The following is a 12,118-nucleotide window of genomic DNA, read 5'->3' on the forward strand; positions in this document are numbered from 1 at the left end:
TGCGAAAGCGGGAGAGTAGGCCGCCGCCAGTTTTTATTAAAAGTCTCATACAACACAGTTTGTATGAGACTTTTTTTTGTTTATACCTATCAACCAAAAAATACCAATTATCTTTAAATAAGCAATAAATTCTATCTACAACCTCTGTAGAAATCTGTGTAATCTGTAATTTACCTTATTTATCCCCATTTATTCTAAATATTAATCAAGATTATTTTTATTCATAAAGATTAAAATAGATTAAATCTCTTAAAGGCCTTTTATTTATGTTGTAACTTTATTTCATGAAAGAGCATATTGTGAGAGGGTTCAGATTTGAAACTTACAAGGCACCAGAGTTATCTGTATTTGATCGGCTGCTGGAAATTTTTACAGATTTGTTAACCCATACCTCGGGAGATTTTGATGAAGCGATTGACTGGCTTCGAATGTTGGATGAAGAATACCAACTTACTACTCCGGAATACACTATTGACGATTTTATTGAAGATCTTAAAAAGAAAGGATATATCCGTGAAGAAGTTGATCCTAATGGTGGAAATGGAATTCGCCTGAGCGCAAAAATGGAACAAAATATTCGTAAACAAGCGCTTAATCAAATATTCGGGAACCTTGGAAAAAGTGGCAATGGAAATCATAAAACCAATAAAAGCGGAACGGGAGAAGATACAACAGGGGAATTTCGTAGTTATAACTTTGGAGATCCGGTAGAAAAAATTTCTATTACCGAAAGTCTTAAGAATGCCCAGATCAATAACGGAATCGGAGATTTTCATCTTACTGAAGATGATTTAATTGTTGAAGACAGTATTCACCAATCTCAGATGAGTACGGTTTTGATGATCGACATCAGCCACAGTATGATTTTATATGGGGAAGACCGTATCACTCCAGCCAAAAAAGTGGCTATGGCGCTTGCAGAACTTATTACAACACGTTATCCGAAAGATACTTTGGATATTATCGTTTTTGGAGACGATGCATGGCCTGTTAAAATTCAGGAGTTGCCTTATTTGCAGGTTGGGCCTTACCATACAAATACGGTTGCAGGACTTCAACTGGCGATGGACATTTTACGCAGAAAAAGAAATACCAATAAACAGATTTTCATGATTACTGACGGGAAACCAAGTTGCGTTCGTCAGCCGGATGGTACATACTACATGAATTCTTATGGTCTAGATGAATATGTTGTTCAGAAATGTTATAATATGGCGTCTCAGGCCAGAAGACTGCATATTCCGATTACTACTTTTATGATTGCGCAGGATCCCTATTTACAGCAATTTGTGAGTGAATTTACAGAAGCCAATCAAGGGAAAGCTTTTTATACAGGGCTTAATGGATTAGGGCACATGATTTTTGAAGATTATGAAACTAACCGTAAGAAAAGAATCCGCTAAAATTCTTTATTCATAAAGATATATTTCAAGAAGTTAATAAATCAGATTTTAAATAAAATGACTGAAAAGCCAACTATAAAAACACTAGGCTCACTAAGAGCATCAGGATACCTATCAAAAAATATTAAAGACGAATTAAGAGATAATTTAAAAAGTAAAATTCGCAATAAAGAATCTGTATTTGAAGGGATTTTCGGATATGAAAATACGGTTATTCCTCAATTGGAGCATGCCATTCTAAGCCGGCATAATATTAATTTATTAGGATTAAGAGGTCAGGCAAAAACCAGGCTGGCAAGAATGATGACTTCATTGTTGGACGAATGGATCCCTTTCGTTGCAGGAAGTGAAATAAATGACGATCCATTCAACCCAATTTCTCGCTTTGCAAAAGAGTTAATTGAAGCAGAAGGCGATAATACTCCGATAGAATGGCTTCACCGCGATGAAAGATTTTTCGAAAAACTGGCAACTCCGGACGTGACTGTTGCCGACCTGATCGGTGATGTTGATCCTATTAAAGCTGCCAATCTGAAACTTTCTTATGCAGACGACCGTGTGATTCATTTTGGAATGATTCCGCGTGCGAACCGTTGTATTTTTGTCATCAATGAATTGCCGGATCTTCAGGCGAGAATACAGGTTTCTTTGTTTAATATTTTACAGGAAGGAGACGTACAGATTCGTGGATTTAAGGTGAGAATGCCTTTGGATATTCAGTTTGTTTTCACAGCGAATCCTGAAGATTATACAAACAGAGGAAGTATTGTGACTCCGCTGAAAGACCGTATCGGATCGCAGATTTTGACACATTATCCTGAAAATATCAATATTGCAAGGGAAATTACAAGGCATGAATCCAGCTTAGACGGACGTCAGAAAGATGGAGTATATGTTCCTTCTTTGGCGAAAGATCTTTTGGAGCAGATTGGCTTTGAGGCTCGTGACAGCGAATTTGTAGATTCAAAAAGCGGAGTGAGCGCCCGTATGAGTATCACTGCTTTTGAAAATCTATTGAGTACTGCAGAACGCAGATCTTTATTAACGGGTGATGAAACAACGTCTGTAAGATTAAGTGATTTTGTAGGTGTAATTCCTGCGATTACAGGGAAAGTGGAGTTGGTATATGAAGGCGAACAGGAAGGTGCGGAAGCAGTTGCCCAGCTATTAATTGATAATGCGATCAGAACTTTATTTGCATTTTATTTTCCGAAAGTGGAAAAGCTGGAAAAAAAGAGTATTGATGGACCGTTTAGTCAGATTACGGATTGGTTTTTGGAAGACGACGGCTCTTTGGAAATTACTGACGAATCTTCGGATGAAGTCTATGCAAAATCTCTTAACAGAATTGCTCCTCTTGACCAGATCATTGAAAAATATCAACCGGATACGTTACCAGAAGATATTTTATTCTTAAAAGAATTTATTCTTTGGGGGCTGGCAGTTAATAAAAAACTGAATAAAGAGAGATTCAGAACGGGAGTGTTCTTTTCTTAGAATTCAAAAATTTCAACAGGATAAAAACAAAAGATGTGGAAAATCAATTCCACATCTTTTTTATTTTTAGGAAAATCAATATGATCAAACCTGGATAACTCCCAGGTTGAATTTCTCTGTAATAGGGGAATGATTGGCAGCTTCAATACCCATAGAAATCCATTTTCTTGTATCTGTAGGATTGATGATTGCATCTGTCCAAAGTCTTGCTGCAGCATAGGTAGCTTCTGTCTGCTTTTGATATCTTTTTGTAATAGTATTTAAAATCTCATTATGCTCTTCTTCGGTAATCTCTTTACCTTGCTTCTTTAAAGTAGATTCCTGGATTTGAACTAAAACTTTTGCGGCCTGAGACCCACCCATTACAGCGAGATCTGCCCAAGGCCATGCTACTATTAATCTAGGATCATAGGCTTTACCACACATTGCATAATTTCCGGCTCCGTATGAGTTTCCTGTAATAATTGTGAACTTAGGAACTACAGAATTCGAAACGGCATTGACCATTTTAGCACCATCTTTAATAATACCTCCATGTTCAGACTTTGAACCCACCATAAATCCTGTCACATCCTGAAGAAAAACTAAAGGAATTTTTCTCTGGTTACAGTTGGCAATAAACCTCGTTGATTTATCGGCAGAATCCGAATAAATAACACCACCGAACTGCATTTCACCTTTACCGCTTTTTACAAGCTTTCTCTGGTTGGCTACAATTCCTACAGACCAACCATCAATCCTGGCTGTGGCACAAATGATGCTTTTTCCATAGTCCGGCTTATACTCATCATATTCTGAATTGTCAACCAAACATTTAATGATTTCGTATGTATCATACTGCTCTGTTCTTGAAACGGGAACAATTCCAAAAATATTATCAGGATTTTCCTTTGGCGGGAAACTTTCTATTCTATCAAATCCTGCTTTTTCATAAGTTCCAATAGATTTCATGATAGTTTTAATCCTGTCTAAGGCATCTTTATCATCTTTAGCTTTATAATCTGTAACGCCTGAAATTGAACAGTGTGTAGTCGCTCCACCAAGGGTTTCATTATCAATGCTTTCCCCGATAGCAGCTTTTACCAGATAACTTCCGGCAAGGAATATAGAGCCTGTTTTATCAACAATCATCGCTTCATCACTCATAATAGGAAGATAGGCACCTCCAGCCACACAACTGCCCATAACAGCCGAGATCTGGATAATTCCCATAGCGCTCATTTTAGCATTGTTTCTGAAAATTCGGCCGAAATGTTCTTTATCAGGAAAAATCTCATCCTGCATAGGAAGGTACACTCCTGCTGAATCTACAAGATAAATGATAGGAAGCTTATTTTCCATCGCAATTTCCTGTGCTCTTAGATTCTTTTTTCCGGTAATAGGAAACCAGGCACCGGCTTTTACAGAAGCATCATTAGCAACAACAAGACATTGTCTTCCTGAGACATATCCCATTACGACTACAACTCCACCACCAGGGCATCCGCCATGTTCCTCATACATTTCGTAGCCGGCAAATGCACCGATCTCTATGGAATCTGAACCTTTGTCGAGAAGATATTCAATTCTTTCTCTTGCTGTCATTTTTCCCTCATCGCGAAGCTTTTGAAGCCTCTTTTCACCGCCTCCCTTTTTTATTTCAGCGAGCAATTGATTGATATCAGATAATTTTAATCTATTTTGATCTTCCCGTTTATTAAATTCAAGGTCCATAAAATTTTAATTTTTTACGGCTAAAGATACTATTTTTATAATGAATGGCGTTTGAAGTAAAACAGGTGTTTAATATATTGGTTCTCAGAAAATTGTGAAATTTTTAACAAAAAAATATTTTTAAATTACTGATATTTTTTCTAACTTTACTACAGAGTAAAAGGAATGATATTCCTTGTTAATTACTCTAAGTTCCTAGTTTATTTTTTTAATAGTTTATTATTTGAAGGCCCTGAACGTTGAACAAATTTTCAGGGTTTTTTATGCCATATTATGTGCAGATGAATTCAATTTTACATTTTCTGAATTTTCTTTGACTTAATTTATCTTTTTATCAGTATTTCTAAAAGCTATTTGTAAATTTGCCTGTTAAAAATTTACACAATTCAGAATATGCAAAAATTAGCACTTTTCAGGCTGCATTTAATTGTTTTTTTATGGGGGTTCACTGCAATTTTAGGAAAACTGATTCATGCTAATGCGCAGATCCTTGTATTTTACAGAATGCTGTTTGCAGCTGTGTTTTTATTTGTCTTTATCAGGGTTTATAAAAAGGAAAGTATCAAGGTATCCAGAAAAATATTTTTTCAGCTTGCCGGAATAGGTTGTGCTATGGCACTTCACTGGTATTGTTTTTTTTATTCCATTAAAGTATCCAATGTTTCTATAGCATTAAGCTGCCTGTCACTTTCTACCTTATTTGCTTCCATATTGGAGCCAGTTATTTTTAAAAGAAAGATTGATATATCAGAAGTTGTAATGGGCGTAGTAATAGTTGCCTGCATATTATTAATTTTTAAAACCGAGTTTCATTTTAAAGAAGGTATCATCTATGGGATTCTCTGTGCAGTATTCGGTACCATTTTCTCTGTTTTTAACGGTAAAATGTTTGGAAAAACAAGTTCAGGAAATATTATATTCTATGAAATTTTTTGTGGATGGTTTGTTCTGACTGTATTTTATATGTTTACAGGACAGATTTTTCAGATGAATGAAATAAACTACAGAGATCTGGCGTTAATATGCTTATTGGCAAGTGTTTTTACAGCTTTTCCAATGCTGGAATCGGTGAAGCTTATGAAGTATATTTCGCCTTTTACTCTAATTTTAACAGTTAATTTAGAACCTGTCTACGGAATTATACTAGCTTTTTTTATCTTTGGAGAATCAGAAGAAATGAGTCCTATATTTTATGCAGCATCAGGCGTTATGATATTGGCTATCATTGTAAATGGATTAATAAAAGCCAGAAAACAAAAAAACTTTAACTAAGCATCAAATTTTATATGATGAAAAAATACTTTTTACTTGCATTTTCACTACTGTTTGGGCTGTCCCAGTCTCAGATTATAAGAAAATACTCCAATGAATTTTTGAATATCGGAGCCGGGGCAAGAGGGCTTGCCATGGGTGGGGCTGTAATTTCCAACCAGGATGATGTGTATTCACCGATGTGGAACCCGGCCGGTTTAATGGCTATTGAGAAAGACTGGCAGGGAGCAGCAATGCACGCAGAATATTTTGAATCTATTGCGAAGTATGACTATCTGGCGTACGCAAAAGTCCTGGAAGAAGGAGTATTTGGAGTGTCAATAGTACGATTGGGAGTAGACAATATCCTGAACACAACTCAAATGATCGATGCCGAAGGTAATATCGACTATGATAAAATCACCAAATTTTCACAGTCTGATTATGCGGCTATTCTTTCTTATGCTTTCAATCCGGCAGGCAATCCTAAGCTGGATGTGGGAGTAAATGCTAAAATTGTTTACAGGAATGTAGGTAAATTTGCAAGCGGTTATGGTTTTGGTTTTGATATCGGGGCTATTTATAAGGCTGACAACGGATGGAAATTCGGAGGAATGCTGCGTGATGCAACCACTACGGTAAACTTCTGGAGCATCAATCAGGGAGAACTTTCAACTGTAGTAAACGGTGAAGAGTTCAACCCGGCACCTAAAGATAAAATGGAGCTTACCATGCCTAAGCTGAACGTTGGGGCAAGTAAAATATTCAATATCAACAGCAGCGTGTATGTATTGCCGGAAGCTGGAATCAATGTCGATTTTGCTAAAACAGCAGCTTTGATATCTACAGATTTTGCAAGTATAACACCTTATGCAGGGGCAGAACTTGGGTATCAGAAAATGATCTTTGTAAGACTTGGGATAAACAGGTTCCAATCCATTACCGATATTGAAGACCTGAAAAGAAAAGTTTCTTTCCAGCCGAGTGCCGGTCTTGGAATAAGATATAGAGGACTTACACTGGATTATGCAATCACCAATTCAGGGATCGGAGGATCTAATTTCTATTCTAATTTTTTCTCGCTTAAATTAGATATGGGAGCATTCAGAAATGATTAAATTTAAAACAATGAAAAAGACGTCAATACTTACATTTATGCTGGCAGTAACTGCTGTTTTCGGGCAGAAAGTTTCTGACTATAAATATATTTCTATTCCTCAGACCTTTAAAGATTTCGAGAAAGAATCCTATGGTCTTGATGATTCTTTAGCAAAGGCTCTAAAATCAAAAGGATATACGGTTGTCCAGGAAGGTAAAAGCCAGTGGCCTTCGGAAATAGAGAAAAGCTCTTGCAGCTTTGCTACAGGCAACATACTTAATAAAAGCAGTTTTCTAAGAAATAAAGTAGAGCTTGAGTTCAAGGATTGTAATGGAAAGGTATTATTTTCATCAAAAGGAAGTTCGAACATTAAAGAATATAAAGAAGGCTATCAGGATGCTCTTAAACTGTCTCTGGTTTCACTTCCAGCTTCAAATCCTGTGGCAACTCTTCAGGTTATAAAGGAAAGCCCAAAAGAAAATGTTGTGACAAAAAGTGAAGAGAGTTCATCTGCACCTGTTACAGAAAATAAATCCGGGAAATATACTAACGGTAAGGTAAACCTTCAGAAAATCCAGGTAGATACCAATCAGTTTATCCTGGCAGACGGAGGAAGTTCTGTGCCATTTGCTGTTTTTAAAACTACTTCAAAAAGAGATGTGTTTAGAGTAAAACTTTCGGATGGAACTTATACTATCGGATATTATGAAAACGGAAATATAGTGATTGATATACCGCAATCTAACGGAGAATTTTTTAAGGAAGTATTTTCAGCAAAATAACAGATTATAAAATAACATAATAATGATCCTTAATTCAATTAGAATTAAGGATTTTTTATTTCCTAATGGCTGTTGAAAAACTCCCAGATTACCTTTGCTTTACTTTTCCCAAGAATCTCTTCCAAAGTTTCCAGGTTCGATTCTTTGATCCGTTTTACAGATTTCAGTTTGGAAAGCAAAAGCTCAATCGTTTTTTCTCCTACGCCCGGAATCTCTTCCAGCTCAGATTTGATGGTAGAATTTTTTCTTCTCGTTCTGTGATGCTTTACCCCGAAACGGTGCGCTTCGTCTCTTACCCGCTGCAGAATCTTTAATGTTTCCGATTTTTTATCCAGATATAAAGGAATAGAATCTTCAGGAAAGAAGATCTCCTCAAGCCTTTTTGCGATCCCTACAATCGTGATTTTGCCGTAAAGACCTAATAATTTTAAACTTTTTACGGCGGAGGAAAGCTGACCTTTTCCTCCATCTATAAGAATCAGTTGCGGCAGGTTTTCCCCTTCATCCAGCATTCTTTTATAGCGGCGGTAGATAACTTCTTCCATCGTAGCAAAGTCATTGGCTCCTTCTACTGTTTTCGGATGGAAAATTCTGTAGTCAGCCTTACTTGGTTTTCCGTCTTTAAAAACAACACATGCTGAAACAGGGTTCGTTCCCTGGATATTTGAGTTATCAAAACCTTCAATATGTCGTGGCTCCACTGGCATTCGAAGCAGCTTCTGCATTTCGGACATGATTCTGTTTGTATGCCTTTCCGGATCTATAATCTGGACCTGCTTTAATTTTTCTAAACGGTATTCTTTCGCATTTTTCTCCGAAAGTTCTACAATCCTTTTTTTATCACCTACTTTTGGAACGATCAATTTTACATTCGGGATTTCTACAGAAAGATGGAATGGTAACAATACTTCTTTAGAATCCGAGCTAAACTTCTGGCGGATTTCGATCAAAGCTTCTTCCATGATATCTTCATCCGTTTCCTCAAGGATCTTTTTGATCTCCGTGGTAAAACTCTGAATGATATTTCCGTTTCTGATCTTGAAAAAATTCACATAAGCGGCAGCTTCATCGCTGATCATTCCAAAAACATCCACATCGTCAATATTTGGATTCACGACCGTGTTTTTGGCCTGATAATCTTCCAGAATATCCAGCCTTTCCTTAATGATCTGTGCCTCTTCAAACTTAAGATTGGAAGCCATTTTCATCATCTGATTCACCAGATACTCTTTTGCTTTCCGGAAATCCCCTTTGATAATTCCGCGGATGGCATCGATTTTTTCATCATAATCCTCTTTGCTTTCCAGATCTTCGCAAGGTCCCTCACAGTTTTTAATATGATATTCCAGGCAGACTTTGTATTTTCCTTCTGCAATTTTAGCAGGTGAAAGATTAAGATTACATGTTCTTAGCTTGTAAATATGTTTAATGGTATCCAGTAAAATCTTTGCAGGACGCACCTTAGCATAAGGCCCATAATATTCAGATCCGTCTTTGATTACATTTCTTGTGAGGAATATCCTTGGGAAACTTTCATTTTTAATACAGATCCACGGATACGTTTTATCATCCTTCAATAATACATTATAAAAAGGACGGTGTTCCTTGATCAGGTTGTTTTCAAGTAAAAGGGCATCATATTCACTGTTGACAATTGTTGTTTCAAGCCTTACAATCTTTCCTACCATTATTTTGATGCGGTAACCCGGGAGATTCTTGTTGAAGTAGGAAAGAACCCTTTTCTTTAAATTTTTGGCCTTTCCTACATACAGTAATTGGTCGTTTTTATCATAATAACGATAAACGCCTGGTTCTGATGGTAAAGTTTTGAGCTGTAATTCTAAAGAAGGATTCATATAACAAAATTAAGGAAACTTTCCCTATTTAAAAAAGAAAACCTGCAGATGACTCTACAGGCCTATTTTATTGTTCAAAGTATTTTATCCGTGGTTCATTTCAGTATATTGATAGATCAAAAAGCTTAGATAATCCCATTCTACAGAATTTTTAGGATATTTTTTCATAAACTCGGCATTGTCTCCAAACAGGAAATCGTAGTGATCTTCAAAATCATCTTTATGAAGCCACATCACTTTGTCCCCCTTTTTTATATAATAAGATTTTATGACACTGCCGCCAAATGCAGGAGCACCACCAAAACCTGTAGATATGGTTTCTGAAGCAAACGGATCATGATAAACTGTAATAAGTTCATTAAACTCAGGATTAATAACCTGCATTAAAAAAGCTTTGGGCTCTTTCTTGTTTTTTAAAGAAACAATCTGGTTTTCATATGGGATTGCATCATTGGTTACAGATTTATTGTATTTTTTAGTGCTGTAATTTCTCATGTTTGAAATAAACTTACCTGCTTTCATAGATTTTTCCATCTCTGTCGCATACAAATACATTTCAGCAATATCTGCCGCTGCAAATTTCATGGGCTTTCCCGTATCAACATCTTCAATTGTAATGGAAAGAATCTGTCCCCTCTGTTTTTCCCATGATTTACTGTAACCCTGGTATTCAGTATTGTCTTTTAAAATGATAGTAGAAACTTTTTTATCAGATGCAGTATTGAAACCTTCGTTAAACAGGTAACGATTCATTTCTTTTCTTTCTTCTTTAGAATATTTTACTTTCTGGGCGAAAGCTGTTGTGCTTGCTACACATACAGCAAGGAGTAGAGTTTTCAGTTTCATGTATTATTGTTTTTAATTTCGGCAGTAAAAATAGCAAAATAATCTACCAATAATCAGAAAAATATGAGACGATAAAATTTAGCTTTTCCAATTATGGTTAAATGTGTAATTTTAAGGAAATTTTTAGAAATGATATACGGTGTAGATGTTTTTACTTTCCATGATGTCTTGGAAATCTGTAAAAAGCCAAATAAAGCTAAACTTAATAAAGTAGCTAAAGAACAGATCCTAAAATCCCAGAAAAATGTTCAGAAAATAGTAGAATCCGATAGATGTGTCTATGGGATCAATACAGGTTTTGGACCTCTTTGTGATACTAAGATATCAGCTGACGAAACGGCTCAGCTGCAATATAACCTTATCATTTCTCACGCAGTAGGAGTAGGAAAGCCTATCGACAAGGAATTTTCCAAAATCATGATCATTGCTAAAGTACATGCATTGTCCAAAGGATTTTCAGGGGTTTCTCTGGAAGTGATTGAAAGACTGATCCTGATGCTTGAAAAAGATATCATTCCCGTAGTACCTGAGCAGGGTTCCGTAGGGGCTTCAGGAGATTTAGCTCCTCTTGCCCATCTTGTGTTACCATTACTTGGATTGGGGCAGGTTTGGGAAGGAGATCAGATTTTCGAAACGATGGAAGTTTTAGACAGACATGGTCTTGAGCCACTAGCTTTAGGTCCGAAAGAAGGCTTAGGACTGATCAACGGAACTCAGTTTATTCTGGCCCACGCTATTAAAGGGTTAGAAAAATTCGAATACTTATTAAACTTAGCGGATATGACTGCCGCAATGAGTATTGAGGCGTATAGAGGCTCTGAAAGCCCATTCAAAAAAGAACTTCATGACATCAGACCTTTTGAGGGAAGCAAAAAAGTAGCAGCCAGAATGGTTAAGTTTTTAAAAGGTTCTGAAAACATGAAAGCTCATGAGGACTGTGAAAGAGTTCAGGATCCTTATTCCATGAGATGTGTGCCACAGGTGCACGGTGCCAGCAGAAATGCTTTTGAACATCTTAAGCTGATGGCTGAAACAGAGCTGAATTCGGTAACGGATAACCCGATCGTCCTAAGTGCTGAAGAGTCTATTTCCGGAGGAAACTTCCACGGACAGCTGATGGCTCTTCCATTAGATTATGCTACGTTGGCTGCTGCCGAATTAGGAAATATTTCAGATAGAAGAAGCTATTTATTATTAGAAGGGAAATATGGACTGCCAAGATTACTGACAGAAAGCTCTGGACTGAATTCAGGATTTATGATTCCTCAGTATACTTCAGCAGCTTTGGTTACAGAAAATAAAACATTATGCTTCCCGGCATCAGCAGATTCTATTCCGACAAGCTTAGGACAGGAAGACCACGTTTCTATGGGAAGTATTTCCGGTAGAAAATTCAATCAGGTGCTAGGAAACCTGGTCAATATTTTAGCTGTGGAATTAATGTTTGCCGCGCAGGGACTGGAATTCAGAAGACCTGCCAAATGTTCGAAAATCATTGAAGAAAACTATGCGGTGATCCGTTCTAAAGTTAAAAAACTGGAAGACGACAGATTGATAGGAAAAGATATGCTGGCGATTGCAGAGCTGATCAATAACAGAGAATTTAAAGTAGATTAATTTGAATTAAGAAATATAAGGCTTCCAGAAATGGAAGCTTTTTTTGTTCAATAA

At 36.6% G+C, this 12,118-nt stretch carries 9 protein-coding genes; 6 read left to right on the forward strand and 3 right to left on the reverse strand.

What is annotated here, in order from left to right:
• Positions 1-284 precede the first annotated feature (284 nt).
• Entirely contained in the window at positions 285-1,403 is a 1,119-nt protein-coding gene (locus ACTJIV_RS19470; protein WP_111959944.1) for a vWA domain-containing protein, read from the forward strand.
• A 57-nt stretch (positions 1,404-1,460) separates the two neighbouring features.
• On the forward strand, positions 1,461-2,900 hold the full coding sequence (locus tag ACTJIV_RS19475; RefSeq protein WP_440629191.1) for an AAA family ATPase: 1,440 nt from the start codon (positions 1,461-1,463) through the stop codon (positions 2,898-2,900).
• A gap of 84 nt (positions 2,901-2,984) precedes the next feature.
• On the opposite strand, the gene ACTJIV_RS19480 is transcribed toward ACTJIV_RS19475, so the two are convergent.
• Positions 2,985-4,613 (reverse strand): acyl-CoA carboxylase subunit beta, encoded by a 1,629-nt coding sequence (locus ACTJIV_RS19480; RefSeq protein ID WP_116014327.1) that lies wholly within the window; start codon positions 4,611-4,613, stop codon positions 2,985-2,987.
• A gap of 393 nt (positions 4,614-5,006) precedes the next feature.
• Here ACTJIV_RS19480 and ACTJIV_RS19485 point away from each other — a divergent pair, with 393 nt between their 5' ends.
• From ACTJIV_RS19485 to ACTJIV_RS19495, 3 genes are read left to right on the forward strand one after another with little or no spacing between them, the layout of a single operon-like run.
• Positions 5,007-5,885, forward strand: a complete 879-nt coding sequence (locus tag ACTJIV_RS19485) for a DMT family transporter (RefSeq protein WP_440629192.1) — start codon at positions 5,007-5,009, stop codon at positions 5,883-5,885.
• 14 nt (positions 5,886-5,899) lie between these two features.
• On the forward strand, positions 5,900-6,982 hold the full coding sequence (locus ACTJIV_RS19490; protein ID WP_111959952.1) for a PorV/PorQ family protein: 1,083 nt from the start codon (positions 5,900-5,902) through the stop codon (positions 6,980-6,982).
• A 10-nt stretch (positions 6,983-6,992) separates the two neighbouring features.
• Entirely contained in the window at positions 6,993-7,745 is a 753-nt protein-coding gene (locus tag ACTJIV_RS19495) for a hypothetical protein (RefSeq protein WP_440629193.1), read from the forward strand.
• Positions 7,746-7,807: 62 nt separating this feature from the next.
• Here ACTJIV_RS19495 and uvrC read toward each other — a convergent pair whose 3' ends face one another.
• Both uvrC and ACTJIV_RS19505 read right to left on the reverse strand, forming a co-directional pair.
• Positions 7,808-9,601, reverse strand: a complete 1,794-nt coding sequence (gene uvrC / locus ACTJIV_RS19500; RefSeq protein WP_440629194.1) for an excinuclease ABC subunit UvrC — start codon at positions 9,599-9,601, stop codon at positions 7,808-7,810.
• Positions 9,602-9,685: 84 nt separating this feature from the next.
• Positions 9,686-10,447: a hypothetical protein gene (locus ACTJIV_RS19505; protein ID WP_440629195.1), complete on the reverse strand. Its 762-nt coding sequence runs from the start codon at positions 10,445-10,447 to the stop codon at positions 9,686-9,688.
• 129 nt (positions 10,448-10,576) lie between these two features.
• Between ACTJIV_RS19505 and hutH the strand changes: the two genes are divergently transcribed.
• Positions 10,577-12,064 (forward strand): histidine ammonia-lyase, encoded by a 1,488-nt coding sequence (gene hutH, locus ACTJIV_RS19510; protein WP_111960209.1) that lies wholly within the window; start codon positions 10,577-10,579, stop codon positions 12,062-12,064.
• Positions 12,065-12,118 lie beyond the last annotated feature (54 nt).

This window comes from Chryseobacterium sp. 22532, from assembly GCF_052044665.1.
Classification (GTDB): domain Bacteria; phylum Bacteroidota; class Bacteroidia; order Flavobacteriales; family Weeksellaceae; genus Chryseobacterium; species Chryseobacterium lathyri.

Excerpts from the sequence above, each read along its gene's own strand:
- ACTJIV_RS19470 (WP_111959944.1), top strand. The coding sequence starts at position 285 with ATGAAAGAGCATATTGTGAGAGGGTTCAGATTTGAAACTTACAAGGCA.
- ACTJIV_RS19475 (WP_440629191.1), top strand. The coding sequence starts at position 1,461 with ATGACTGAAAAGCCAACTATAAAAACACTAGGCTCACTAAGAGCATCA.
- ACTJIV_RS19480 (WP_116014327.1), bottom strand. The coding sequence starts at position 4,613 with ATGGACCTTGAATTTAATAAACGGGAAGATCAAAATAGATTAAAATTA.
- ACTJIV_RS19485 (WP_440629192.1), top strand. The coding sequence starts at position 5,007 with ATGCAAAAATTAGCACTTTTCAGGCTGCATTTAATTGTTTTTTTATGG.
- ACTJIV_RS19490 (WP_111959952.1), top strand. The coding sequence starts at position 5,900 with ATGATGAAAAAATACTTTTTACTTGCATTTTCACTACTGTTTGGGCTG.
- ACTJIV_RS19495 (WP_440629193.1), top strand. The coding sequence starts at position 6,993 with ATGAAAAAGACGTCAATACTTACATTTATGCTGGCAGTAACTGCTGTT.
- uvrC (WP_440629194.1), bottom strand. The coding sequence starts at position 9,601 with ATGAATCCTTCTTTAGAATTACAGCTCAAAACTTTACCATCAGAACCA.
- ACTJIV_RS19505 (WP_440629195.1), bottom strand. The coding sequence starts at position 10,447 with ATGAAACTGAAAACTCTACTCCTTGCTGTATGTGTAGCAAGCACAACA.
- hutH (WP_111960209.1), top strand. The coding sequence starts at position 10,577 with ATGATATACGGTGTAGATGTTTTTACTTTCCATGATGTCTTGGAAATC.